This window comes from Bradyrhizobium sp. ISRA464 (genome assembly GCF_029910095.1).
Classification (GTDB): Bacteria; Pseudomonadota; Alphaproteobacteria; order Rhizobiales; family Xanthobacteraceae; genus Bradyrhizobium.
The window spans coordinates 5688578-5714658 of sequence record NZ_CP094526.1; the positions used below are offsets into that span (position 1 = coordinate 5688578).

Annotated in this window: 25 protein-coding genes; 18 read left to right on the plus strand and 7 right to left on the minus strand. The window is 61.4% G+C overall.

Annotation, left to right across the window (positions count from 1 at the left end; translation table 11 throughout):
• Positions 1-374 precede the first annotated feature (374 nt).
• A complete protein-coding gene (locus tag MTX19_RS26545) occupies positions 375-767 on the plus strand; it encodes a hypothetical protein (protein ID WP_280985004.1) in 393 nt (130 codons plus the stop codon).
• Between the two features lie 1028 nt (positions 768-1795).
• Here the strand turns inward: MTX19_RS26545 and MTX19_RS26550 are convergent.
• Together MTX19_RS26550 and MTX19_RS26555 are read right to left on the minus strand one after the other, a co-directional pair.
• Positions 1796-2677 carry a hypothetical protein gene (locus MTX19_RS26550; RefSeq protein WP_280980028.1) on the minus strand — a complete coding sequence of 294 codons (882 nt, stop codon included), beginning with the start codon at positions 2675-2677 and terminating at the stop codon, positions 1796-1798.
• Positions 2674-3123, minus strand: coding sequence for a hypothetical protein (locus MTX19_RS26555; RefSeq protein WP_280980029.1), 450 nt, complete (start codon positions 3121-3123; stop codon positions 2674-2676). Before MTX19_RS26555 ends, MTX19_RS26550 begins: the two co-directional genes overlap by 4 nt.
• Positions 3124-3656: 533 nt before the next feature.
• On the opposite strand from MTX19_RS26555, the gene MTX19_RS26560 reads away from it, so the two are divergent.
• The 17 genes from MTX19_RS26560 to MTX19_RS26640 all read left to right on the plus strand — a co-directional run bounded on the left by MTX19_RS26560 (position 3657) and on the right by MTX19_RS26640 (position 21158).
• Positions 3657-3908 (plus strand): hypothetical protein, encoded by a 252-nt coding sequence (locus tag MTX19_RS26560; protein ID WP_280985546.1) that lies wholly within the window; start codon positions 3657-3659, stop codon positions 3906-3908.
• Between the two features lie 303 nt (positions 3909-4211).
• Positions 4212-4415: a hypothetical protein gene (locus MTX19_RS26565; protein ID WP_280980031.1), complete on the plus strand. Its 204-nt coding sequence runs from the start codon at positions 4212-4214 to the stop codon at positions 4413-4415.
• 142 nt (positions 4416-4557) lie between these two features.
• Positions 4558-6246: a PQQ-dependent dehydrogenase, methanol/ethanol family gene (locus MTX19_RS26570; RefSeq protein WP_280980032.1), complete on the plus strand. Its 1689-nt coding sequence runs from the start codon at positions 4558-4560 to the stop codon at positions 6244-6246.
• Between the two features lie 94 nt (positions 6247-6340).
• The gene (locus tag MTX19_RS26575) at positions 6341-6694 is read left to right on the plus strand and encodes a c-type cytochrome (protein WP_280980033.1); all 354 of its coding nucleotides are present in this window, start codon (positions 6341-6343) and stop codon (positions 6692-6694) included.
• A gap of 135 nt (positions 6695-6829) precedes the next feature.
• Positions 6830-7786: a dihydrodipicolinate synthase family protein gene (locus MTX19_RS26580; RefSeq protein ID WP_280980034.1), complete on the plus strand. Its 957-nt coding sequence runs from the start codon at positions 6830-6832 to the stop codon at positions 7784-7786.
• A 530-nt stretch (positions 7787-8316) separates the two neighbouring features.
• Positions 8317-9615, plus strand: a complete 1299-nt coding sequence (locus MTX19_RS26585) for an ABC transporter substrate-binding protein (protein WP_280980035.1) — start codon at positions 8317-8319, stop codon at positions 9613-9615.
• Between the two features lie 81 nt (positions 9616-9696).
• Entirely contained in the window at positions 9697-10410 is a 714-nt protein-coding gene (locus tag MTX19_RS26590) for an ABC transporter ATP-binding protein (protein WP_280980036.1), read from the plus strand.
• Complete coding sequence (locus tag MTX19_RS26595) at positions 10407-11144, plus strand: ABC transporter ATP-binding protein (RefSeq protein ID WP_280980037.1); 738 nt, start codon at positions 10407-10409, stop codon at positions 11142-11144. The genes MTX19_RS26590 and MTX19_RS26595 overlap by 4 nt, the downstream gene beginning before the upstream one ends.
• Before the next feature lie 2 nt (positions 11145-11146).
• Positions 11147-12043 (plus strand): branched-chain amino acid ABC transporter permease, encoded by an 897-nt coding sequence (locus MTX19_RS26600; protein WP_280980038.1) that lies wholly within the window; start codon positions 11147-11149, stop codon positions 12041-12043.
• Positions 12044-12066: 23 nt separating this feature from the next.
• Complete coding sequence (locus MTX19_RS26605) at positions 12067-13038, plus strand: branched-chain amino acid ABC transporter permease (protein WP_280980039.1); 972 nt, start codon at positions 12067-12069, stop codon at positions 13036-13038.
• A 310-nt stretch (positions 13039-13348) separates the two neighbouring features.
• Entirely contained in the window at positions 13349-14467 is a 1119-nt protein-coding gene (locus MTX19_RS26610; RefSeq protein ID WP_280979077.1) for an IS110 family transposase, read from the plus strand.
• A 445-nt stretch (positions 14468-14912) separates the two neighbouring features.
• A complete protein-coding gene (locus MTX19_RS26615; RefSeq protein ID WP_280979078.1) occupies positions 14913-15968 on the plus strand; it encodes an IS110 family transposase in 1056 nt (351 codons plus the stop codon).
• A 735-nt stretch (positions 15969-16703) separates the two neighbouring features.
• Positions 16704-16865, plus strand: a complete 162-nt coding sequence (locus MTX19_RS26620; RefSeq protein WP_280980040.1) for a hypothetical protein — start codon at positions 16704-16706, stop codon at positions 16863-16865.
• Between the two features lie 86 nt (positions 16866-16951).
• A complete protein-coding gene (locus MTX19_RS26625; RefSeq protein ID WP_280985547.1) occupies positions 16952-18442 on the plus strand; it encodes a hypothetical protein in 1491 nt (496 codons plus the stop codon).
• A gap of 450 nt (positions 18443-18892) precedes the next feature.
• On the plus strand, positions 18893-19069 hold the full coding sequence (locus MTX19_RS26630) for a hypothetical protein (protein WP_280976153.1): 177 nt from the start codon (positions 18893-18895) through the stop codon (positions 19067-19069).
• A 327-nt stretch (positions 19070-19396) separates the two neighbouring features.
• Positions 19397-19729, plus strand: a complete 333-nt coding sequence (locus MTX19_RS26635) for a hypothetical protein (protein WP_280980043.1) — start codon at positions 19397-19399, stop codon at positions 19727-19729.
• A gap of 52 nt (positions 19730-19781) precedes the next feature.
• The gene (locus MTX19_RS26640; protein WP_280980044.1) at positions 19782-21158 is read left to right on the plus strand and encodes an IS1182 family transposase; all 1377 of its coding nucleotides are present in this window, start codon (positions 19782-19784) and stop codon (positions 21156-21158) included.
• A gap of 135 nt (positions 21159-21293) precedes the next feature.
• On the opposite strand, the gene MTX19_RS26645 is transcribed toward MTX19_RS26640, so the two are convergent.
• The 5 genes from MTX19_RS26645 to MTX19_RS26665 form a co-directional block, all read right to left on the minus strand.
• Entirely contained in the window at positions 21294-22247 is a 954-nt protein-coding gene (locus MTX19_RS26645) for an aldo/keto reductase (protein WP_280980045.1), read from the minus strand.
• 544 nt (positions 22248-22791) lie between these two features.
• Entirely contained in the window at positions 22792-24393 is a 1602-nt protein-coding gene (locus MTX19_RS26650) for an IS66 family transposase (protein WP_280980046.1), read from the minus strand.
• A gap of 68 nt (positions 24394-24461) precedes the next feature.
• Positions 24462-24815 (minus strand): IS66 family insertion sequence element accessory protein TnpB, encoded by a 354-nt coding sequence (gene tnpB / locus MTX19_RS26655; protein ID WP_128930932.1) that lies wholly within the window; start codon positions 24813-24815, stop codon positions 24462-24464.
• The gene (locus MTX19_RS26660) at positions 24812-25240 is read right to left on the minus strand and encodes a transposase (RefSeq protein WP_280981739.1); all 429 of its coding nucleotides are present in this window, start codon (positions 25238-25240) and stop codon (positions 24812-24814) included. The genes tnpB and MTX19_RS26660 overlap by 4 nt, the downstream gene beginning before the upstream one ends.
• Positions 25241-25278: 38 nt before the next feature.
• Entirely contained in the window at positions 25279-26073 is a 795-nt protein-coding gene (locus tag MTX19_RS26665) for an aldo/keto reductase (RefSeq protein WP_280980047.1), read from the minus strand.
• Positions 26074-26081 lie beyond the last annotated feature (8 nt).

The window sequence follows — 26081 nt, forward strand, 5'->3', positions numbered from 1 at the left end:
GAAAAATTGCCTGTGCGATGCTGTACGTGGCTCCCTCGTCGCGTCAGAGGCCTCGGCGGCCACGCGCTCCGTCCGCCAAGCCGGCGAATACCTGAATGCACCCCGGGTTCAGCGGGACCGGCTCTACCGGGCCGGCATCATCATCCCCCGCCTGCGGGGCCATGGGGCGGCCGACCAGTTCGCCCCCGAGGACCCGGATGCATTCATGGCCAGGCTGCTCGACGGGGCGGCGCCGATCGACACCGCGTCCGATGGCCAGGTCACCGTCCCCGAGGCGGCGCGGCTTCAGCTTCTGCATGAGCGAGGACATCGTTCGGCTGATCCTCGACGGCAAGCTCCAGCGCAAATAGCAGATCGCCTCCGAGCGCGGTTACATGTCCCTGCTGCTCGATCTCAACGAGGTCCGGACGCTGGTCCGCGGGCCCGGCCATGGCGGCCTGACCGGGCTCCAGATCAAGGACAAGCTGTCCACGACAGCCAAGGTCGCGTCCGCTCTCATCAAGCACGGCCACCTCAAGTCGATCACCGTGATCAACCCCATCAATCGCTGTCCAACCGTCGTTGTGCCCGCCCAGGAGGTCGAGCGGTTCGACCGCAAATTCGTGTCCCTGTTCGCGATCGCCAGGCAGCGGCGACGGCATTTCCTGGTGGTCAAGAAGGAGCTCCAGGCCGCCGGCGTGGAGCCGGTGTTCGATCCCAGGAAGATCGGAGCGACGTTCTATCGGAGGGCAGACCTTGGGGGTGCAAGCCAATCGTTGGTCCAGTGATGACGCGCCGCAGTGCGGCGCCGTCTGCATCCAAACGCGGATCGGGTGCCTGAATGGCTGCTTGTCACCCAACAGCAGGCGTCAAGCGTCTATGTCCGCGAGTTCGGCTCGGGGCCAAACCCGGACCTACTCACTCAGGAGCGTTCCCGGTCGGGATGGTACCAGCTGAGTCGGGCTCGCCGACATCGCCGCTCTGGGTCTGCGGACGTTGGTCTACAGCGGCCCGCAGCGCGCCCGCACTAAGCCGCGCGCTGCGCGAGATCGAACCGCACACTCGCTAAGAAGCATCGAGCAAGAACGGCACGATTTTCGACTCGAGAAACGGGCCTGATGCGTGGCGAAGATCGCCCCCGTCAGGATTATAAGCGAAGGCGGGTGCTTCGCCGGAACATGGAAGGAACCACTGGAAGGCTGACCGCGTTTTTCGCAGTGTCCCCTCAAGGAGGTTGCAACATGAACAGGCCAATATATGCATTGGCAGGTTTGGCCATTGCCCTCGCCGCGACGTCAGCAATAGCTCAGGATGTTGCCCGCGCGCGGGTAGGCACCCTTACCTGCTCCATGTCCCCGACTGTAGGCTTCGTCATCGGGTCGCAAGCACAACTAAGCTGCATCTATGCTTCCATGCGGCGTGGGCCGCGCCAGGCCTATGTCGGCACCGTGGACACGGCTGGCCTTAGTATCGGGGCCACGTCGGGCGGCCGCATGAGCTGGGCCGTCTATGCGCCCCCTGGAGGGCGTCGCAGCATGCTGGCCGGCGACTATTCAGGCGCCGCCGCGGGGGTGACCGTCGGTGCCGGACCGGGAACTAATACGTTGGCCCGCGGACCGGATCGGGCAGTTGTCTTGCAACCGCTGGCCATCCAGGGGCAGTCCGGTGTCAATCTTGCCCTCGGCATCTCGCACATGACGCTCCGTCCGGCAGCTCGATAGCGCGTCCGCGGCGACGAATGCTCAGCGCCTCCGGCCGGGCGACATCGGCAGGAGATCGGAGCAAACGAGGGACAGATATAAAACCGGCGGCGCTGTCAGGAACGCGCCTGATCGTGCCATCGTCGAGCGCGCGTTGAAAATTTGGCGGGTTTACTGGATAGGCCCATGCTGGTGGGCCGTCCGGGCTTTGCGCACGCGCTCCTGCCGCAGCGAGCGAAGCGATCATGAAAGCCTTTGCGCCCCGGCTCTCCGCGCACCTGATCAGGGCGTGCTGCCGCGCATCGAGACGGGACGGCCGGGAAGCTTGAGTGGCAAGCCCACTGGCACCAGCTTGTTACCGGCGAGCCGGTAAGTGGCCAGCTCCTGTTCGCCCAAATTGGCAATATATACAGGAACCGTTCGTCGGGACTGAAGGCGATTCCTTCGGCCAGGGTGCCGACCTCGGTCTCGCCCAGCTTGCGCACCTTCTTGCCGTCGGTCTGGAGAATCACCGCAACCGCATGGTCGTGACGGAAAAAGGCGTTGTTTGGCACGGAGCCGCCCGAGCCATTGGTCAGGAGCGTCACGGCATAGGCGTCGGTCGGGCTTACTGCCAAACCTTCCGGCCCGTCCCCCACCACTTGGTCGACTTCACGCGGCGGATCGAGCGTCATGTCGATGACCGCCACCGTGCCCACCTGACCGTCGGCGACCCCGGCATTGCCGTCGTGATTAACCAGGCCGCGCCTGCCGTCTGCGGTAATCTGGACGTTGTACGGAAACACGCCAGTTAGCATGTCATAACCTTTGTAGGTCACCGTAGTACCATCGATATCGAGAAGGGCGACCTTGTTCGCCATCGCCTTGGCCACCAGCGCGCGCTTGCCGTCGGGCGTGATGGCCACGGCAGATGGTTGCTGGCTCGGCGCGTCGGCAGGCGCGTGCGCCACCGTGCCGACGACGGCGACGGTCTTTCCGGAAATCGACAAGACGCTCACGCTGTTGTCCGCACGATTGGCAACCAGGGCCAAATTTCCGCACGACTGATCGCCATGCGTGAAGATTGCTTGCCGGTTTGGATCGTGGCGATGACCGCTGGCGGCGAGGTCGTCAGATCGATGACGAAGAGTTTGTTGTCCGGCACACTTTTCAAAGTGTCGCCATCCTTGACCACGTCGATCGAATTCGCCACCAGCGCCAGTTTGCCGTCCGGCGTGATCGCAAGGTTGATCGGCGGCCCGAAGACCGAGTTCTCGAGCGACAGATTGACGACGATGCGTGGCTTGGCGCGATCGCGGATATCGATGGCCGACACGGTGTCCTTGCCCGGCGGGCTCAACACCGGCTTGCCGTCGGTGAAAGCGACCTTCTCACCGTTGCCGACAATAAGATACAATAAGATATTGGGCCTACGCCGCAGCGACGAAGCCCATCGCGGCGACAAGCGTGGCCGCAGCTAAAGTCCTTGGCATGGTTTTCCTCCATGGACCGGTCTGCGCTGATGGGAAACTTTTCCTCGTATCCTGCCGCAAGCGTCAAGCGCAAACGCAACACAGTGACGCTGCCCAAGCCGCAGACGTCGAATGCCAAGGCGGACGGACGCTTCGGTAAACAAGTCGTTCAGACCGTCCTGGCGATCACTTCCGGTCTACCCCGATCAGCGGACAATTTCTGCGTTCGTCGACATGTCTCAAAGGGGTCAACGCTGAAGTCCACGTTGCTCGTGAGTCAGTCTCTTCAAGCGCTCCCATCGTCCTTGCGTCCAGGATGACCAATCTCGTCCATTCCTAATGCGGCGGGCCTGCCGTCATTTCTCGCTAGGACGAGATTTCCCGCTGCGCCCGCTCTTGAGTTCCAGTCGGCGCCATCTAGGGCTACGGTCTCGCTGCCGTGTCGCAGCGGATGGCCCGATGTTTAGCATCGCTGTCGGAACCGAATGCCATTCGCAGACTTCAACGTACATAAGCGAAGGCGGACATGAAGAAGGCGGACATCATGGCTACATGTGAAACCTGCGGCAATGACTATGACAAGACCTTTCAGGTCACAATGAACGGCAAGGCGCACACCTTCGATAGTTTTGAGTGCGCCATTCATGCACTCGCGCCGACCTGCGGTCATTGCGGCATCCGAATCGTCGGGCACGGCTTGGAGAAGACGGGTACCTTTTTTTGTTGCGAGCATTGCGCCCAAGGCGAAGGCGTTAAAGGGCTACGTGATCGAATCTAGTCCAGGCAATTGATGCGTCCCGGCATCTGTCCGCGAAGGACGATGCTTCGTTTGCAACGAGCGCCTCGCAAGGTCGACAGGCGTTTCACGGCATTGCCGCCGTCGAAAATAACGCCCCCTGTCGAAAAATCGCTATCAGCCGCCGCAATATGCGCTCTGGGTTCAAAAGGCGTCGTTCAGACCGTCTGGCAATCACTTCCGGTCTACCCCGATAAGCGGACAATTTCTGCGTTCGTCGACATGTCTCAAAGGGGGCAACTCCAGACATTTCGAGCGTACCGCCAGGCTACGAGGCATTCGGAAATGTGGTTTGCAGCAATACCGGTGCCGCCGGCGGCAGTGGCATCGACAACACTTCACTCGACAATTGGTGAGTGGGTGCTCGTCAACCTTATGGGAGTCCGTTACGGCATTCGTACCTTGCTGCCGCACATCCGTGCCCACCGCGAAGGCGGCCACATCGTCAACGCCGCGATGCAGCACACCGCGCCAATCGCGGCAATTTAGCCCTGTGAGCATCGTGGAACCGGGGGGTGACCTTTGCCCAGCGGCCTCTCAAAGGACTATGATCCGTCCGCTCACCGGGCATGTGCAAAAAACGCCGAAGCGTCGTGCCGTGGAAAAAGAAGCAAACAGGGAGGATATCGCAATGTCGCAACTGAGCGGAATGCTTGCAGGTTCGCTGCTGGCGCTGCTGGCGCTTCCCGTAGGGGCTGCCGCCGAAAGCGGAAAATCGTGGACGATCTATGGCGGCGACACTGCGAATACGCGCTTTAGCGCGCTCACGCAAATCGACAGGGACAATGTCGCCAAGCTGAGGGTGGCATGGGTGGCTCAGCTTGGTTCGTTGGAGGCCCAGGAATCGACGCCTCTGCTCGTGGGCGATACTCTATTCGTCACGACTTCCGCAGGGCCCCGCTACGTCTACGCGCTCAATCCGAAGGATGGTACGCCGAAATGGAAGTATGCGCCCGAGATCCCCGCAGACGTGCAGCCGACGACTTGCTGCGGGCTCGACAACCGGGGCGTCGCCTATGCGCGCGGCAAGCTGTTTCTTGGGCGGCTCGACGCCTACCTCGTCGCGCTCGATGCGAACACGGGCAAGGAGCTTTGGAAGACCCAGGTCGTCGACTACCACGAGGGCGCCGCGATCACCTCGCCGCCGATCCTTGTCAAGAACCTCGTGATCACCGGTTATGCCGGCGGCGAATACGGCGTTCGCGGCGCCATCACGGCCTACGATCAGGATACCGGCAGGCAGGTGTGGCGTACTTATACGGTCCCTGTCGCCGGCGAGCCTGCCGCGGAAACCTGGAAGAACGACTCGTGGAAGTTCGGCGGCGGTGCCGCATGGCTCGTCGGCTCCTACGACCCGGAGCTCAACCTCGTCTATTATGGGGCCAGCAACCCTTCGCCGTGGGGAGCCTCAGCGCGCGGCCCCGATACGAGCGACTACGGCAAGTTCACCAACCTCTACACCGCCAGCACGCTGGCGCTCGACGCGGACACCGGCAAGATCGTCTGGCACTATCAGACGACGCCGTACGACACCTGGGACTATGACGGCGTGAACGAATTCGTGCTCGCCGACCTCGACATCAACGGGCAGAAGACGCCTGTCGGGCTCAAGGCCGATCGCAACGGCTTCTTCTACGTGCTCAATCGCAAGACCGGGGCGCTGATATCGGCCCAGCCCTTCGTCCTGGTCAACTGGGCAAAAGAGATCGACCTCAAGACCGGGCGGCCGGTCGAAGTCCCGGAAAAGCGCCCTCGGCTCGACGTTTGGGCAAAGGACATCTGCCCGAACCTGTTCGGGGGCAAAAACTGGGAGCCGATGGCCTATAACCCGCAGACCGGTCTGGTCTACATCCCGACCTTCAACCTCTGCATGGATCTCGTCGGCAAGAAGGAGGAAAGGAAGAAGGGCGCGTTCTATCTCGCCGAGGAGTTCGATCTCGACAAGCCCGGTCCAGGCGGCTTCATGAGCGAAATGGTGGCATGGGATCCGATCAGTCAGAAGCGGGTCTGGGGCAGCAAAGAGGAGCTACCTTTCATGGGCGGCGCCCTGACGACAGCCGGCGGGCTCGTCTTCCACGGCAACATCCAGGGCTGGTTCAAGGCGCTCGATGCCAAGACCGGCGAGGAATTGTGGAAGTTCAACGCCGGGTCCGGGATCAGCCAGGGTGCGATCACGTACGAGCTTGACGGCAAGCAGTATGTCGCCGTTGTCTCGGGCCGGCTCAAGACCCCACCAAGCTTCCTCGGGCATACCGGCGAACGGATATTCGCCTCGAGCCCCGAGGGCGGCGCGCTGTTCGTCTTCGCGTTGCCAGACTGAACCGGTCGACTGTGCCGTCGTGAGCATGGGGAAACCTAGCGGCGTGCAAGGACTCCCTGCGAGGATCGCCGCCGCGATCTTCGCGGGAGCGACCATGCTCGCCGTCTTCTTTGGTCTGCCCGGCGCGACGCGATATGCGCGCGTGGACGATCCTGCGGTCGCGGCCAAAAACCCTTACGAGGGCGATGCCAGCCGGGCCGCCGCGGGGCGCGGTCTATTCAACCAATATTGCGCGCATTGCCACGGGCCGAATGCGGTCAGCCCTGATCCGCCCCGAGATCTCCGCCGGCTCAAGCGTCGCTACGGCGAGAACATGGCCAATCTGTTCCACGCCACGGTCACGCATGGCCGACCTGACAAAGGCATGCCCAACTGGACGGGGCGGCTGGATGATGACACGATATGGACCATCTTCACCTTTCTCCAGACCGTGCAGGCAGAGCCATGAAGTGAGGTGGCGGTGTAATTTTGCCTCGTCATTCCGGGACGGCACGTAGCGCCTACAAATTCGGTGCCTGATCCGGAATACCGGGTTCGCTCGCTTTGCTCGCGCCCCGGAATGACAAGGGATAGGAGGCGAGCCATGCCCCGGCACGTGAATTATGTCCCGCACGGCGTAATCCCGGCGGTGCTGCTGCCATTTGATAACGATCTCGCCATCGACGAGGCGAGCTTCCGCAAGCACGTTCGAGACGTAGCCTCCGTCGAAGGCCTCTCGGCCATCACCGTCAACGCGCACTCGACTGAGGTCGGCTCGTGCAGTTTCGACGACCAGCGCCGCGTGCTCGACATCGCACAGGACGAGATCGGGGCCAAGCTGCCGCTGATCAACGGCATCTGGGCCGACGGCAGCCTCGAGGCGGCGCGCCTTGCGCGTATGGCGACGCAAGGCGGCGCCTCCGCGCTCTTGGTGTTCCCGCCGGCGCCGTTCACCCTCGGCCAGTCGCCGCAAATGGCGCTCGCGCATTTCAAGCGCATCGCCGACGCGGCGGCCGACCTGCCGCTGATTGTGTTCCAGTATCCGCTCGCGACCGGCCAAGGCTATCCGAAGGACACACTGCTGAAGCTATGCGAGGAGGTGCCGACCGTCCGCGCCATCAAGGACTGGATCGGCAACGTGCCGCATCACGAATGGCACGTGCGTACGCTGCAGAATCTACCTCGGCGGGTGAATGTGCTCACCACGCACAGCGCCTGGCTATTCTCCTCGCTGGTGCTCGGCTGCAATGGATTGCTGTCAGGTTCCGGCAGCGTGATCGCCGATTTGCAGGCGCGTCTGTTCCACGCGGTGCAGGGCGGCGACCTCGCCGAGGCCAAGCGGCTCAACGACCGCATCGAGCCGCTGATGCGGGTGTTCTATGCCGATCCTGTCGTCGACATGCACAACCGCATGAAAGAAGCGTTGGTACTGCTCGGCAAATTGCCACGCGCAGTGGTGCGCCCGCCATTGATGAAGATCGAGCGTTCGGAGATCATGCGCATTCGTCAGGGGCTGATCGAGGCCGGTTTGCTCGACAAGAACGCGAGTGATGCGGCCTAACCTCTCTTGACCACCCGCCACCCATAGGATCTGAGCTGCGAGCGAAGCGAGCCTCGAAGGATGAACGGCCTGGGTCGTCGTCCTTCGAGGGCCGCGCTGCGTGCCCGTTGCTGGGGCGGCGTCGCGGCGAAGCGGGCCCGATCCGAGCAAATCGCGCGTGGCAGTGCAACATCCGTCGCCGGTTGTGCGAGCGGTGTCCACTCATTTCGCGAGCAACATATTCGACCATGTGAGTACGTCTGCATCAATGTATGTGGGTTGAAACTCGCCCCTGGAACGCGTTTGCTAACGTTTGCCAAAGAGAGCAAATTGCTCAGCAAGAGCCCGCCAAGGGCCGCTGAAGGAGGATGGTCGATGTTGGCTCATGCCGCTTTATGCGCGCGTGGAGTTCCAAGGTGCGGAGCTTTGCATTGCACTGCCCGTCCGGATGACCGAATCGACCGACCGACTGCACACTTGGCTCTTCCGCATTGCCGTCCGCGCAACAGCGCGGCTGTACCGACCTGATGGAACGCAGGGGAGGAACGACTATGACTGAGCAGTGGAAGGACGAAGAGTGGGCGCAGGACATCTGGTATCGCGGCAAGGTCACGCGTCGTCGCGTCGTCGGTTGGGGCGGCGGGGCGATCGGCGCGATGATGCTGGTGCCGGCGCCCTGGCGCGCCGCCTTCGGAGCCGCCAAGCCGTATAAGATCGGCTCCGAGCAGCCATTGTCCGGCGCCGGCGCCGCCGGCGGCAAAACCGCGCTGGTCGGCCTGCAGATGGCGGTCGACCGCATCAACCACATGGGCGGCGTCATGGGCCGGCCGATCGAGCTGGTGATTGCGGACGACGAGTCCAAGCCCGACGTTGCCCGCCGCAAGACGCAGAAGATGGTGGAAGAGGACGATATCGACGTCCATGTCGGCGGCTTCCTTTCCAATATCTGTCTTGCCTGCATGCCGGTCTGGGAAGAAGCCCAGGTCGTCAACATGATCAGCGTGTGCCTCGACACCACGCTCACCACCTCCAAGTGTAACCGTTACAGCTTCCGCGTCCACGACTACGCGCCGGCGCAGGCGGTAGCCTTCGGCCCGATGCTCGCCAAGATGGGCAAGAAATGGCACATCGCTTATGCCGATTATTCGTGGGGCCAGTCGACGCGCGACGCTTACGCGGCCGAGATCAAGAAGAACGGCGGCGAGGTCGTCGGCACGACCGGCATCCCGCTCGGTACTGCCGACATGACGCCGTTTCTGTCGAAGATTTCCGGCAGCTTTGACGGATTGTTCGGCATCTTCTTCGGCAAGGACGGCGTGACCGTCGGCAACCAGGCCTATGATCTCGGCCTCACCAAGAAGTACAAATGGGCCGGTGACGGCGCTATCTGCGAATCCGTCAATCTGCCGGCGCTCGGTAACAAGATCGACGGCTTCGTCGCCATCAACCGCTACATCCCCATCTTCCAGGGCGCGCTCGATACGCCCTATCACCACCGCTTCTTCGACGAGGCCACGAAGCGGCTGGCCAAGATCGATCCGTCCGGCCCACTGCCCGACCGCTACGTGCAATCGAACTACGAGGCCATGAACGCGCTCATGCACGGCATGGAGATGTCGAAGTTTGAGACGCGCACGGACACGATGAAGCTGATCGAGGCGTTGGAAGGGCTCGAGATGAAACTCAGCGACGACTTCCCGCAGGGGGACAAGACGCTGCGCAAGGCCGATCACCAGGCCTTCCTCAACGAGTTCCTCTACACTGTCAAAGGCGGTGAGTTCCACCTGCTCGAAATGGTTCCGAAGGACAAGACCATCGTTCCTCCGGCCTGCAAGTTCTCCGCTGCGTAAGTGAGCCTGAAACCGACCAACGACGGGCGCTCCCCGGCGAATGGCCGGGGAGCGGCGTGGGCTCCTGTACTCAAGACCGAAATGTTGACCGTCCGATTCGACGGCCTGGCCGCGCTTTCCAAGGTCAATTTCGAGGTCAAGCGCGACGAGGTGTGCGCCATCATCGGTCCGAACGGGGCCGGCAAGAGCACCTTCTTCAATTGCTTGACCGGCGTGCTCAAGCCCACCTCCGGCCGCATCCTGTTCAACGGCGAGGACATCACCGGGCTGCCCTCCAACGCCATCTCGCAGAAGGGCATCGCGCGCTCCTATCAGATCACCAACATCATGCCCAACGCCTCGACGCTGGAAAATGTGCGCATCGCCGCGCAGTCGCGCCGGCATGCCTGGAACATGATCTCGCATCACTCCGCCTTCCCCGACATCAACGAGAAAGCGGAGGCTGCGCTTCAATTGGTGGGCTTGCTCGAGAAGGCGGATCAGCTTGCCGCCAATCTTTCGCACGGCGAACAGCGCAATCTGGAGATCGGCATTGCGCTTGCGACCGAGCCGATCTTGTTGTGTCTCGACGAACCCACCGCCGGCATGAGCGCAGCGGAGACGCATGACACCATGCAGCTCGTGCGCCGCATCGCCCAGAATTTGACGATCCTGATCGTCGAGCACGACATGCAGGTGGTGATGGAACTGTGCCATCGCATCACCGTGCTGCACTACGGCGAAATCCTCGCCGACGGCACACCGGAGGAGATCCGGCGCAATCCCAAGGTGCAGGAGGTCTATCTCAAGACATGAGCGAGACCGCGCCCCGCACCGAACCGATCGTCCTGGTCGAGGACGTGCACACCTATTACGGCAAGAGCCACATCCTGCATGGCGTCACCCTGCACGTGCAGCCGGGCGAAGTGGTGGGCCTGCTCGGCCGCAACGGCGTCGGCAAGTCGACCACGCTCAAGACCATCATGGGCCTGGTGCAGCCGAGCCACGGCAGTGTGTTGCTCGACGGCAATGCCATTACCGGCTTGCCCACGCACAAGCTTGCCCGTCTCGGCATCGGCTATGTGCCGGAAGACCGGCGCATCTTCCGCCTGCTCACGGTGATGGAGAACCTGCGCACCGGGCTCGACCGCAACGGCGTCACCGAAGAGCGCAAGGCGGCGCTGCTCGACAAGGTGTTCACCTACTTCCCCGTGCTGGCCGAGCGGCGCAACCAGGCCGGCGGCACGCTTTCGGGCGGCGAGCAGCAGATGCTGGCGATCGCACGCGCCATGATGCTGGAGCCCAAGATCATCCTGCTCGACGAGCCGACCGAAGGGCTGATGCCGCGGATGGTGTCGCAAATCCGCCAGATCATCGAGGTGCTGCATCGCGAGGGCGTCGCCATCCTGCTGGTCGAGCATAACGTGCCGCTGACGCTCGATGCGAGCGAGCGCGTCTACATCATGGAGAAGGGCCTCGTGTGCCACCATTGCGCGGCGTCCAAGATCAAGGTCGACGATCCGATCGTCAAGCAGTATTTGGGGGTCTAGGGATGGACGCGGTCACGCATTTCTTCCAGAGCATTCCGGTCGACTTACTGATCATCCAGACGGTGAACGGCGTGGTCACCGGCATGATCCTGGCGCTGGTTGCCTCGGGTCTAACGCTTATCCTCGGCATCCTGGACGTGGTCAACTTCGCGCATGGCGAATTGTTCATGCTCGGCGCCTATGTCGGCGTGCTGGTCTTGACCGCGACGGGGAGCTTCTGGATGGCGCTCGTGCTGTCTGCCTTGATCGTCGCACTCCTCGGCGCAGCCATTCAGATCGTCACCTTGCGTCCGCTGGTCGGGCGCGATCCGCTCAACACGATTCTCACTACCTTCGGCATATCGCTGATCCTGCAAAACTACGCGCTGTGGCAGTTCGGCCCGGTGGCGCGCAAGATCAGCGAGCCGATCACCAGCCACTTCAACCTGTTCTATCTCACCTATCCCTGGTACCGCATTCTGATCGCGGTATTGTCGGCGGCGATCATCGGCGGCTTCTGGCTGTTCCTCAAATACGGCAAATACGGCGTCTGGATCCGCGCCACCACGCAGGACCGCGTGATGGCACAGGCCATGGGCATCCCGGTTCCGATGGTGCACACCGCGGTGTTTGCAATCGGCGCGGCAATGGCGGCGGCGAGCGGCGTGCTATTTGCTCCGCTGGTCGGCGTCAGCCACACCATGGGCCTCGACTGGGTGCTCAAGGCGTTCATCGTCGTGGTGGTCGGCGGCATGGGCAATCTCGGTGGCTCGATCGCGGCGGCGATCTTCATCAGCCTGCTCGAAGCCTATGCGGCGATCTGGGTCGATCCTTCGCAAGCGGTGATCGTCTCCTTCGTGGTGCTCATCCTCACGCTCCTGTTCCGGCCAACCGGCCTCTTCGCTCCGACGCCCAAATGACAACCGCTCCGCCCAGCAAATCGATGCCGCTCAAAACGAAATTGGGCCACAGCGCCGGTTTCTGGATCGGCTTCTGCGTGGTCATGGCGCTGCTGATTGTCGCGCCGCTGGTGCTGCCCGAATATTGGCGGCGCTTCCTCACCGAAATCCTGATCTGGGGCCTGCTTGCGATGTCGTCCGATATCCTGATCGGCTATACCGGCATGGTCTCCTTCGGGCATTCGGCCTTCTTCGGACTCGGCATGTATGGCGCGGCGGCGGCTCTCTTGATCATCAGCCCGCCCAATCTGTGGCTCGCCATTCTGTTCGGGCTCGGAGGGGCGGCTGGCGCTGCGCTGTTCGTTGCCTATTTCTCCACGCGCCTGCGCGACATCTACTTCGCCATCACCACGCTGATCTTCTCGCAGATCTTCTATGTGATAATCTTCACCTGGACCGAGGTGACCGGCGGCGAGAACGGGCTGATCTTCTCGCGCCCGCATTTCACGATCCCGTTCCTCTATGACACGCGTTTCTCGACCGCGACGCTGTACTGGTTCGTGCTGGCGGTGGTCGGCGGCTCTTACGTGCTTTTGCGCCGCATTATGCAGTCGCCCTTCGGCATGGTGCTGCAGTCGATCCGGGAGAACGAGGCGCGCACGCGCGCGATCGGCTATCCGGTCGAGCGCTACAAGATCGTGGCGGTGATGCTGTCCGGCCTGTTCGCTGGGCTTGCCGGCGTGCTCTACGCCGTGCAGAACCAATTCGCGGCGGCAGAATTCGTGTTCTTCACCACCTCGGGCGACACCGTCATCTTCAACGTCATGGGCGGCATCGGCACGCTGGTCGGCCCCATCGTCGGCGCCGGTTTCTTCCAACTCATTCGCGAGCTGCTGCCGCGCATTTTCGGCGATCAGTTCCCCTATCTCATCCCGCTCGGCGTGATCTTCATCGTCATGATCATCTTCCTGCCGCAGGGCCTACTCGGCTTTGCGCGGCGCTGGCTCAATCGATAGCGTGCCCGTGCTCGTGGCCGCTAGAATGGTCGTGCAATGCTCGTTACGAACCGACGCGCGAGGGCGATCACCTCGCGGTAAATGACTGTGGTCGCTGCCAGCCGGGTGGGCTGGAGAGATTGGCACTTTGTTGCCGACCCACGAGTGGCAGTGGAGCAACCTCTTGCCTTGCGCACCGCGGGATGTTTTCAGCGCGCTGATGTCGGCTAGACTGTATGTCCCCTCCACAAAATGAGGCGACTCACCTTCGATGTTGCGACGAGGGTTGCCTGGATGGACCGGGCAGAGCCTCAAACAAGGAGGGCGAGTCGTGGGTCATCATACCGAGGTCTTTGTCGGAATCGATACGTCAAAATCGCGCAATGCAATAGCCATTGCCGAAGGCGGCCGTGGCGGCGAGGTACGATATCTCGGGGAGTTTTCTGCCACGGAGGCAACGATCCGAAAGCTGGTGGCAAAGCTTGCAGCGAAATGCTGTCATCTGACATTTTGCTACGAAGCAGGGCCGACAGGATATGGCCTCTACAGACTGCTCAAGAGCCTCGGCCATGACTGCCTGGTGGTGGCTCCCTCGCTCGTTCCGAAGAAGGCCGGCGATCGAGTGAAGACGAACCGGCGCGATGCGGTAAGCCTCGCCAAGCTGTTGCGCGCGGGCGAGCTCACCGCGGTGTGGGTGCCGGACGAGCGCCATGAGGCTATGCGCGATCTCTCGCGCGCCCGTCAGGCAGTAAAGAAGGACCTCCAGGGCAAGCGTCAACAGATCTCGTCATTGATGCTGCGGCTGGGACGCATCTATCCGGGCAAGACAACGTGGGGACCAGCCCACATGAGATGGCTGATGTCGCAGAAGCTCGAGCATCGCGAGCAGCGCATCGCATTCGAAGAGTTACTTGAGGGGATACGCCAGGAAAGTGAGCGGATGGAGCGTTTGGAGGATGCCATCCGCGAGGTGGTGGCCGAGTGGTCGCTTGCCGAGGTTGTCGCGGCCCTGCAGGCGATGCGGGGGATTGATCTCATTGCGGCTGTGGGGGTGCTGGCCGAGATCGGTGATCTCTCCCGCTTTCAAAATCCGCGCGAGCTGATGGGCTATCTGGGTCTGGTGCCCACGGAAAACTCGACTGGTGACAAGGTCAAGCGAGGCGGCATCACCAAAGCCGGTAATGGGCGGGCGCGACGTATTCTTGTGGAGGCGGCCTGGAGCTATCGATATCCGCCGCGCGTGAGCCGAGACAAGCAGCCAAAGGTGGAGGCCGCACCGAGACGCGCGCGAGAGATTGCGTGGAAAGCGCAAACCAGATTGTGCGGACGCTTCCGCTCACTCGAGCGGAAGGGCAAGCGGCGAACCGTAATCGTCACGGCGATTGCCCGAGAGCTATCCGCCTTCATTTGGGCAATCAATCGCGAGCTCATGCCACCTCGACAGGCGTAACGTCGTTGGGGGCTGTGGACCGCTCGAGTCGTGAGGTGCGCTCGACCGGCCCACAGCCCCCTTTTGTTGCAATCAGGATCAGGGGTAGTCGCAGACATCAATCGTGCAGAGGTGAAGGTGGGACCACGGCAGGGGAAATCCTGAAACCCATTATGTGGCCGATCATCCGATCGACGCCCGACGCTAGACCAGGACAGCCCCAGACGAAAAAACGGAAATGCGGTATCCAACCCGCGCATCAGAGCCTGTTCACCGACGTCTTTGGGTCCCGCCTTCTCCTCTGCACGATCCATCGGCGCAAGAACTTCACGATGAGTCCTCGTGGAGATGAGAAAACCGTGCGCTGTGTGCTTGACTGGGGACATCAGAATGGAATGGTCCGGCCGTGCTCCGGCCCCGCCAGTGCGAGAAGCTGGCAAGGGGCGCTCAGGTCAAGGAGCACGCCATGTCTCGGAACCTCAACACAGCGGTCGCCGTGATCGGCATCGATATCGGCAAGAACTCGTTCCACCTCGTAGGTCATGATCACCGCGGTGCCATCGTGCTGCGGCAGAAGTGGTCACGCAGCCAGGTGGAAAGACGGCTCGCCAACTTCCCGCCCTGCTTGATCGGGATGGAGGCTTGCGTCGGCGCGCATCACCTCAGTCGCAAGCTCCAAATGCTCGGCCACGACGCTCGCTTGATGCCGGCGAAAGACGTGCGCCCGTATTCGAAAGGACAGAAGAATGACTTCCGAGATGCGGAAGCCATCGCCGAGGCTGTCCAACGCCCGACCATGAAATTCGTCGCAACCAAGACAGCCGATCAGCTCGACCTTCAGGCGCTGCACCGCGTCCGCGATCGATTGGTCAGTCAGCGTACCGGCGTCATCAATCAGATCCGTGCGTTTCTGCTGGAGCGGGGCATCGCCGTACGCCAAGGCCTGCATTCCCTGCGATCCGAGTTGCCGGGTATCCTCGCGACGCGCACCGATGTGCTCTCGCCTCGCATGTTACGCATCATCGAGGATCTGGCGGGCGACTGGCGCCGGCTGGATGCGCGTATCGAGGGGCTGTCTAGCGAGATCGAAACGCTGGCTCGTCAAGATAAGGCTTGCGAGCGACTGATGACAGTGCCCGGCATTGGACCGCTTATCTCGAGTGCAATGGTCGCCGCGATTGGCAGTGGAGACGTGTTCTCGAAAGGCCGCGACTTCGGCGCCTGGCTTGGACTGGTGCCGAAGCAGATATCGACCGGCGACCGCACGATCCTCGGCAAGATATCAAGGCGCGGCAATCGCTACCTACGCGCGCTGTTCGTCCAAGCCGCATGGGTGGTGCTGGTCAGGGTGAAGTGCTGGGAGCGCTACGGCCTCAAATCTTGGATCGAAGCTGCCAAGAAGCGATTGCATCACAACGTGCTGGCGATTGCGCTCGCCAACAAGCTCGCCCGGATCGCCTGGGCGGTTCTCAACAAAGGACGTGCCTTCGAGTGCGTCAAGGCTGAGGAGACGGCGTCCTGACCTGGCCGATCCTCGCGCCGTGCTCGGGGCCGTCAAGGCGCAGCCTGGCAGCGTAGAGCAAGACGTCAGGACAGCACGACGGCCGGCCTTGACGGCCCCTTGCGCGCGGCGCGTCTGCGCGCGCAGGCCGGGACGAAGGAACGACCGCCAGGCACGAACAAAGGAACAGCGCGAAGTGAGGAGCTATCGAGATGATGTAACCAACATCCCTTACCCGCCGAGGTCTGCGAGAGGATGCGACGACGATGGAAGATCGGTCTTCCCGGCGCATGCGAACACTGGTGACCCGAATGGCCCGTTCGAGGCCTGTCCGCTAATCAGCTCGAATGCGTGCTGATATCCATGATGGCCCGGAGCACAGCACGCTCCAATCAGAGGCCGGATACATTGATGCAAGACCGCATCTGACAGGTTGCCGAAACCTCTTGCAACGCGCGGCCGGACCATACATTCGGGTCAGAATCTGCCGATGGCGGCCGAGCTGACCGATGTCCGTTCTACCCCCGCGAGCCGATGCCCCCGGATGGTCAAGGGGACCTTCGACCACGGGCCAATGCCGGACGCTGCGCTCCAATCGCTCAAACTTTATTTATCCGTCCAGATACTCCTTTACGCGGTGGGGGCTAGGTAGGCGGCAAAACAAGCGAGACAAGGACTAAAGCGGCTTTGGGACCTGAGTAGATGGGTGAGCGGTCGAGAGCGCCATACACTGAAAACGATGCCGGGAAGCTCAGCTTGAAGGAGCTTACCGGCTGGATCAGTATTGCCGAATTTCGTGCGACCAAATTGAAGCTTTCGGCATCGCTCAAGAAGTCCGCAATAAAGCGCCTCGTCTGGCTCGAATGTCAGCGCGAAAAGCTCCATGGCGTGCCTGCACCGAAACGCGGCCGCTTTTGATCGCGGATACGAGCCACAAAAAGACATGCTGCTGGACTTTGAATGGGCTTCTTGAGCGTCTAAGTTTTCGGGAACAGTATCCACAGATGCGACGGCAATTGCTCATCTCAGTAGCGCTAAGTTTGACTACTCTGTACCTCGGGTCGCTACAAGCTGCGCGTGCTGTTGAGTGGATCAATTACAACGATCCTTATTACCACACGCTGGATCTGGCACCGGTCGGCGCAGGTCCCCTCGAGCTTACGAAGGTCTTTTTCCAGCGCGTTGAAGCCAATTTCAAAGGGACCGCTATGGTGTCGCCGGATGGCCGCGCGGTCATGTACCTTCAGGGTGGCAGCGACTACTCAGCGGAGCGCAAGGTATTGTACGTCGCACGGCTCGATGCGCGTGATAGCTGGAGCAGCTACGTGCTGAACATGGGCCCGTTGTGGCAATTCGGCCAGGCCAAGCGCTCGGTTCCGGCTTATGGATGGGCGTCGGACTCGTCGGGTATCTGGACTGCGACGCGGGAAAAGATCGGCCCCGGTGGAATTAACGGTTCGGGTTTGCAGCCCGCGTTCATCTCCCTGAAGGACGGTAGCATCCGTCTCTTTGAGCCACCTCGTCATAAGGCGGGCCCGCTGGACGGGCTCCTATGGGGGGACGGTGACGGATTGGCCCTCGCTTACTTCGGCGCAAGAGGCCAGTCATACCAGCCGCAACGTCACGATAAACATCCGACGTTTGCAATGATCGACGCAAAACGAGGCGTGATACTGGACACTGTCTTTGAAGGTCTCAAGGACGCCTACTACATCGCCAACGTCAACAACGCCGCGGTCACTCGACTGCAAAATGGCAAGCTACGCGCCTTGGTGAGTGCTCTCGACCAGTGGGTCGTGTGGACGCAAGGCGAGCCGCCGCGAATCTTGCCCAATCCTTATCCCGATCCCCAGGAGAGCAACAAGAAGATAGCGATCTCCCGGGACGGATCACGTCTCCTGGTCGCCAGGCTCCGCTGCGATGCGGGCACCGTCGATGAAACAAGAGCGCGCCGTTTATGGATTAGCGAGCATTACGAGCCCCCCTGCAAGCCGGTCGAAAGCGTCATCGCGGCCCTCTATGATCTCGACACGGGCCGCCAGCTTTGGGACGTTCGCGCGACCGTCCCTCGGCTCGATTTTTATCCAAATCCGGCAATCAGCGAGGATGGACGCTATGCGCTCGTCGGACTTCCCTTCGATGGTCCCGATGCGCTCGTGCAAATTGCCCTGATTTCGATGGGCGATGGGAAAATCGTGCAACGTATTCGGGCGCCGGGACCGGGGTCGCTCGCCCCGGGCTTCCTTCAGGGAGATCGTGGCGTATGGGTCCGCACGAAGGCGCAACGTCGCTTTATGACCTTCGCGCTCCTGCGCAGTGACGGCGCGCGTCCGGATCTTTTTGTAGGCTGCTTGCCGCCGGTCCTAGAGGGCAAACTTTATCCGGATTTGGAGTTTCGCGCGTCGAAAGGCAATTCCCAAACCAGCTATTCCAGAGGGTTGTTGAGGATGTCGGGGACGAACTATGTCCGGCGCTGCAGCCGGCTGTGGACGTAGTCGATGTCGATACGGCTGCGCATAACACAGCCTCCGGTCGGCATGAACAACGCCACCGGCAGGCCGACAGTAGCTCCCTCCGCAACTGATCGGGGCGCAGTTGGCGATTTTGAATAAAACCGGAGACCGCCGCTTTTGGCTATCTTGCGCGAGCGCTTGTTTTGACAACAGCGGGTCTTTGGTAGCGACCTTTGGCTATCCGCGACATGCGCCGGGTTGCTCACCAGCGAGCGGCGGTCTCATGGCTTCTAAAGTCCTGGCGTGGCTCTTCGTTCCCAATTCTGATCGCGAACGAAATGAGGAACCTATGGAGCGCAGTGCCGAAGCATTGATCATGCAAAGGCCGGGCAGCGATCCCTGCCGGCGATGCCCATGGAACTCACTCGCGCTCGGGAACCAATTCTGAAAGTGTCCGGTTAATTCGTGGGACCGATGGGAGGGACCATCGCCATGAGGATCGAATATCTTGCTGCAATTGCGATCGCGGCCTTCACCGCTGGTGCTGCACTGGCGGTGCATCCCGTCGGCGCGCTAACGCTCGAAAAGCAGTCCACGCCGTCCGCCGCCGAATTGGCGACCCGGCTGGCTGCGTCCGTGGATACGTTTTTGCATCGGCCCGGTGGCTAACAGCCGGCGCAACTCAAGCGCATAGGCGGCGTTCGGCCCCTACGGCAGTAAACATCAATAGGCTGATCGCAAACAAGTTGTATCTGTTTATCATGCCGCCGCTGACGAATGCCATACAACCAGCCCCGCCCGCGCACCAAACACTAAGAGTAAGGTCGCCTTAGTTCGTGGCCTCTCGCGCACTGGCCAACCGCCCGCCGTTTAACGGTTTGGTACCAATTGGTGTCGGCATCTCATAATTGCAGATAGGCCGCGATCAGCGGCAGCGAATTCTCAAATGTCCTAACCCGACCAGCCCGGTTGGCGGTCTTTCCGAAGGAGAGGCCCATGCTCAAAGGCTTCGCAATCAGTCTTCTCCACATGGCCAATTTGAGCTCGCGAAAGGTCAATGAGAAGAAGGTGCGGCGGATCTCGATCCGTGTTGGCGGTAAGCCGGAAACAGATGCTGATGGCACCTACTTCTTCGAGTTCATGGAGCTCGTAAGAGCCTTCCAGGGAGCGCTCACCCGATGGATCGAGAGCTATAACCAGGACCGCTCGAAGTTTGTGAAGTTCGTGGAGCGATACGACGAGACCATCTCGGACAGCCGTATGGCTCAAAATGCGACCTCGCGTAAAGGGCAGCTCTTGGCGGATTGTGTTGAAAAACACCGCTGTTGAAGTCGAGTGAGATCGCTGATTCATTTCCCCATGTGGGTGGAGGCTTGAATCGATGATGGGTCCGCGGCAGATCGATCAGGCGGCGCTGTTCTACGAGTTCTCACTTGAACGACATGTTCCCGCCGCGCACCTGCTGAGGGCAATCGACCGATTCGTCGATTTGTCCGACGTTCGGAGCCACCTGGCGCCATTTTACGGCTCGACTGGCCGGCCTTCGATTGATCCCGAGCTGCTCGTCCGGATGCTGCTGGTTGGCTACTGTTACGGCATTCGTTCCGAACGGCGGCTGTGCGAGGAGGTGCACCTGATCCTTGCCTACCGCTGGTTCTGTCGGCTCGGGCTTGGCGGCGAGGTGCCGGACCACTCGATCTTCTCCAAAAACAGGCATGGCCGCTTCCGTGATTGCGATCTGCTGCGCAAGTTGTTCGAGACGGTGGTTCGGCGCTGCATGGCAGAAGGGTTGGTCGACGGGGCCGCTTTTGCGGTCGATGCCAGCCTGATTGCCGCTGATGCCAACAAGCAGCGTTCTGTTGCCGGGTCTGATGAGGTTGACTGGGAGGCCGTTGCCAGGACGCGCCGATCCGTCCGGGAGTATCTCGACACTCTGGATAAGGCTGCTTGGGGCGCGGCGAGCGAAACGGTACCGAAGTTCATCTCGAAGTCGGATCCGGCCGCGCAATGGACCGGCGCTCACAAAGGACATGCCTTCTTTGCCTACGCCAACAACTACCTCATCGACCTGAAGGTCGCGATCATCGTCGACGTCGAGGCGACGCGAGCGATCCGGCAGGCAGAGGTCGGCGCGGCACGCACAATGATTGAGCGTACTGAAGAGCACCTTGATCTCTGTCCCGGGCGCCTGGCCGCCGATAGTGCCTATGCATCGGCGGAGATGCTGGGATGGCTAGTCAACGAGCGGGCGATCGAGCCGCACATCCCGGTGTTCGACAAGTCGGCCCACGCGGATGTGACGTTCTCGCGCGAAGCATTCGCCTACGATCAACAAAGCGACGTTTACATCTGCCCGGCAGGCAAGGTGCTGACTGCCACGGGGACGCTGGTGCATGATGGAGCAACACTGCTCTATCGGGCCATCAAACATGTTTGCGATGCCTGCGAGCTTAAGCCACGTTGCTGTCCGAAGACGCCCGCCCGCAAGGTCGCACGTTCAATCCACGAAATGGCTCGAGACGTTGCGCGCGAGATCGCCAAGACTGATGCCTATGTCAGGTCCCGGTGCGAGAGAAAGAAGATTGAGACGCTCTTCGCGCACCTCAAGCGCATCCTGCGCCTCGACCGTCTCAGACTAAGCGGCCCGTTGGGCGCTCGAGACGAGCTCCTCCTTGCTGCCACGGCCCAGAACCTCCGGAAGCTGGCAAAGTTGATCCCGCTGCCCAGCCCACGTTCCAGCCCGCCTAAGCGCCGGTAAGCCTGCGCAGGCCACGCTCTCCGCGCTATCCCTGACGGCTCATTCGGTGACTTCTTCAACACAATCCGCCAAGAGCTACCCTCCCCGCCAAGTCGCATTTTGGACCCTGAGCGGTCATTCAGCGCCAATTCAACTCTAGCGGCTTGATAGCGGATGCGCTGCGTCCAGTGTTTGAAGCTCCTGAGGTGTCAGTGTCAGTGACAGTGCGACGGCGTTTTCCTTTACATGTGCCACGGACCCGGATTCGGGAATTGCAATGACGTTACCGCTGCGGATGGTCCAGGCCAGTGCCACAGCGGCTGCGGAGCAAGCGTGTGCTGCGGCAATGCGCCCAAGATTGGGATCACCCAGCAGGTTGGCGCCGAGGCCGCCAAGCGGCGAATAGGCCATCACCGGCATGCTGTGCCGTTCGCACCACGGCAGTAGGTCGCGTTCAATGCTGCGGCCGCCGAGGTTGTAAAAGACCTGATTGGTCACGCAACGATCGCCTTGTGGAGTATGGAACAGATCTTCCATTTGGGTGACTGTGAAGTTGGACACGCCCCAGGCACGAATCTTGCCAGCTGCGCGTAGACTTTCGAACCCCGCTGCGACCTCGGAAAGTTCGGCGTTCGAAGTTGGCGAGTGCAGCAAATAGAGATCGAGATGATCAATACCGAGCCGGGTAAGGCTCGCCTCACAAGCACGTGCCATGGCATCTCCAGTGACCTCATCGGCTTCCACCTTGGAAACTACGAAGGCGCGGTCACGCTGACCGGCAATCACGCGCCTAATCAACTCTTCGGAACGGCCTTCACCGTAATTTCCCGATGTGTCAATCAGCCTCATCCCAAGAGAAAGGCCCGTGCGTAACGCTTCTTCTTCGTCAGCTGCCGGATGTCTCCCCTGCCCGATATGCCAAGAGCCCTGACCGATCGCCGGGACAACGGTGCCGTCGCGAAACTTGACGGTCCGCGCCGTGCCCGTTGCCGCGACGGCAGTTGCTGCATCGAGAGCCAACGCGCCAGACAAAGTCACCAACGAACCAAGCGCGACGCAACGTTCATTGAATTCACGCCGGCTCAGAAATCTTGTATCGCTACTCTTCACGACACTGTCCTTCGACTGCGTGCTCGATCTGAAGATCGATCAGCTGAGTTCCGATTGGCTGGCTCACCACGAAGATTGAAGCCTCCGGCTGCTCAGTCAAGATATGCGGAATGGGTATTTGTGGCCCTTCGCGTCGGCGGGCAATGCCATAAGATTTGGTCGGCTTTTGGCAACCCCGGAGATGCGAGGGTGCGCCGCCTCGGGCGAAAACGTCGTGGATGACCCCTTCTCGAAGATAACTCCACAGTGAATCGATTTCCGCTTTCGGGGGCAGAGCTAGAGGCCAATGATGTCGCCGCTGGCTAAAATCGCATCAGGGTTGGCGAGGTTTCTAGTATCGATAACAAGCGGATTTTGGGGCAGGCTAAAGTTTTTCGTGCTTTGATGCGTGTCACGATCAAAGCGACTCGACAAACCCGATCATTCGACGGCGTTGATCAGGATCGGGCAACGGGCCGCGCATCGCGCCGGCGTTGTCCGTCATGTGGCCGGGATCGCCGGTCCCGGGGATCACCGCGGTCACACGCGAGTCGCCGGTAAGCGCTTAACCGCCACCCCATTGATGCTGGCTTGACGTTTTGCGGAACCGCCATGGCATTAAGTCGTCGATTTCGCTTTGGGGATGGCCGGCGATGATCGCCGTGAGCGTTTCGGCGATGTAGGCGGCCGGGTTGACGTCGTTGAGCTTACAGGTCGCCACGATGGATGCGAGCAAGGCCCAGTTTTCGGCTCCGACCTCATGACCAGCGAAGAGTGCGTTTTTTCTGGTCAAGCAGATCGGCCGGATCGCGTTTTCAACCGGATTGGTGTCGAGCTCGAGCCGCCCGTCATCGAGGAAGCGCGTCAGCCTCTGCCAATGATTGAGCGCGTAGCGGATGTCATCAGCGAGCGTCGAGCCGCTGGAGATCATCGACAGCTGTTTCTCGAACCACGGCTTCAACGCCTCGACGAGGGGCCGCGAGTGTTCCTTGCGCGCGGCCAGCCTGATGTCCGGCGATGAACCGCGTGCCATGGCTTCGATGCCGTAGAGCTGTGCGATCTGCCGGACGGCGGCCTCGGCGATCGGCGATTTACTGTTGCGGGCCAATTTGACGAAGCGCCGGCGCAAATGGCTCCAGCAGTGTACGAGCGTCCAGGGTCCTTGCGGTCGAGCGACTTCGATCAGCCGATCATAGCCGTCGTAGGCATCGCATTGCAGGAAGCGTCCGGTGAAGCCGTCCAGGAACTGCTCAGCGAAGGCGCCGCTGCGACCGGGGGCATATCGGAACAGCACGATCGGCGGACTTGGGCCGCTATGGCCGCGGTCGTCGGAGACGATCGCCCAGAAGTAACCCTTCTTCGTTTGACCACGCCCGGGATCGAGCACCGGCGCCGTGGTTTCATCCATGAACAGGCGATCCGCCGCTGCCAGATGGCAGCGCATGCGGTCGGCAACGGGCTGCAGATGGAAGCAGGCGCGACCGGACCAGTTGCCCAGTGTCGCCCGATCAAGTCGAATCCCCTGGCGCGCATAGATCTCGGCCTGACGGTAAAACGGCGTATGGTCGCCAAACTTGGAGACGATCACCTGCGCAATCGCCGCTTCGGTCGGTAGTCCACCAGGCACGACATGCTCTGGTGCGTGCGCCTGCACGACAGGGCCGGAGCAGCGGCGGCAGATGTATTTCGGGCGACGCGTGACCAGCACGCGCCATTGTGCCGGGATCACGTCAAGGCGTTTGCTGACGTCCTCGCCGATCTTCGTCATCGCGCCGCAACCGCACGGACAGAACGTGCTCGCAGGCTCGAGGATCCGCTCCACCTGCGGCAAATGGGCGGGCAAGCAGCCCCGATTGCGATGACGGTCCTGATCCGATTCAGCACGCGATCGGCCCCTGATGACCGTCGCAGCCTTCTCTTGTGCCGCGTCCAGGACGCCTTGCGCGATCTCCACGTCTTCGAGCGGCAAATGATATTGATCTGGCCGCAGCTTCTCGGACTTCGCTCCGAACTTCTCTCGGCGTAGTTCCCCGAGAATGACCTCCAACCGGCGCCGCGCTTCTTCCGACGTTGCCAACGCCGCTTGATGTTCGCTCAATGCTGCCTGCGTTTGCGCTAAAAGCGCCTTCAGGCGTTCATTCTCGTCGCGAAGCGTCGCGGTGCTCATGCGCCATGTCGAGCACATCTGCGCCGACGGCGCCATGCCCAACTCGGCACAGAGTCATTCTGCCGCACTTATCCAGCGATCTGTGGACGCCGCGCTTCCTCCGGGCGGACCAACCGCCAATCCAGGCCCTCAAACAGCGCGGCGAACATCGCCGGCGATATCCGCATCACGCCGTCCGCAATCTTTGGCCACACGAACTTGCAACCCTCGAGGCGTTTATGCACCAGCACCAGGCCCGTTCGATCCCACACCAGAATCTTGATCCGGTCCGCCCGTTTCGACCGGAACACGAAGGCTGCACCGCTGAACGGATCGAGGCCAAGCATCTCCTGCACCTTCGCAGCAAGCCCATCGTGCCCACAGCGGAAGTCGACGGGCCGCGTCGCGATATAAATCTTCAGTTCGGAGCCGGGGACAATCATCGCGACGCCCGCACCGCGCGGATCAATCGAGACAGCTGCTCCCCATCTATCGCCGCGTCCGTCCGCACGACGACGTCGCCAATCGCAATCTCGAGCTTGACTGCCGGAACGTGACGCTCCTCTAACGGCCCGTCCACGACCAGCGGCGCGAACGGCGGCTGCGGAGCCTCGCACGACGGTAATTCGCCGCGCCGTCGGAAGCGTCGTCGCCAATCGTAAATTTGCCAGCGCGTCGCTCCGTGCTTGCGCGCTACCTCCGCCACCTGAGCGCCGGGCAGCAGACTTTCGCCGACGATCCGAGCCCACTCGGCATCTGAACGCACACGACGCCCGGACGGTCCCTCAAGCACTTCAAGCCGGCTGACTGCTCCAGACCCAACTGTTGAGCTGTCCAAATGGGCGTCTTTTTTGCCGTCCAATCCCATCCCAAACCTCCGTTCAAGCCGGAGGCTTCTTCGCACATCTAATCCAATCCCGGAGCCAGGGTATTGGCTGAGCGCTTACAGTCGCCGAGCAAATATTTCAGGAAAAACTGTCCCCACGAGTTCGCGAACACCCGCGCCCAGTCTGGCAATTCCTTGCCGTGCACTGCCTTGAACAATCTGCCATTGCCGTAAGGCAAGGCGGTCAGCACGCCGGCTCTGATTTGGGCAGCCATTGGCAGGATTGTTTTCTCAGCAGCGCGGTTATCGAGTGAATAGTCGATCTGGACGAAATCAGGCTTCTCGCGTTCCATCACGGCTTCGACGGCCGGATAGTCGCGGTGGAATGTCGAGGTGATGCCGACATAGCGGCAGATGCCCCGTTTCTTCCACTCGCGGAACCGTTGCAGGGATTGCTGCTTGCTCCTGACGTTATGGAGCTGCAGCAGATCGACGCTTGCCATCTTTAGTCGAGCCAACGACCGCTTGAGTTCTTGCGGGTCGGGCGATTCGAGCTTGGTGGCGATGAAGAGCCTGTCGCGCAAGTCGACAGTTGTCGTGACCTCGCCCAGCACGCTTTCCGCATCGCCATAGGTTGAGGCCGTGTCGATGAGCCGTCCGCCGTTCTTAACCAGAGCCTGTACGACTGCATCGGCCTTGCTTCGCGTCGTTTCGTTATTCTCATCGAAAACATAGGCGGTGCCGAGGCCAACGGCGGGAATGCGCTCGCCGCTGCCCGGAATCGCACGGGTGAGAAACGGTGTCTCCGTTTGGGCAACGGCTCTGGTTGATACCAGAAATCCACCGGCGAGTGCGGCAAAGTCGCGGCGGGTCATTTGGCGAG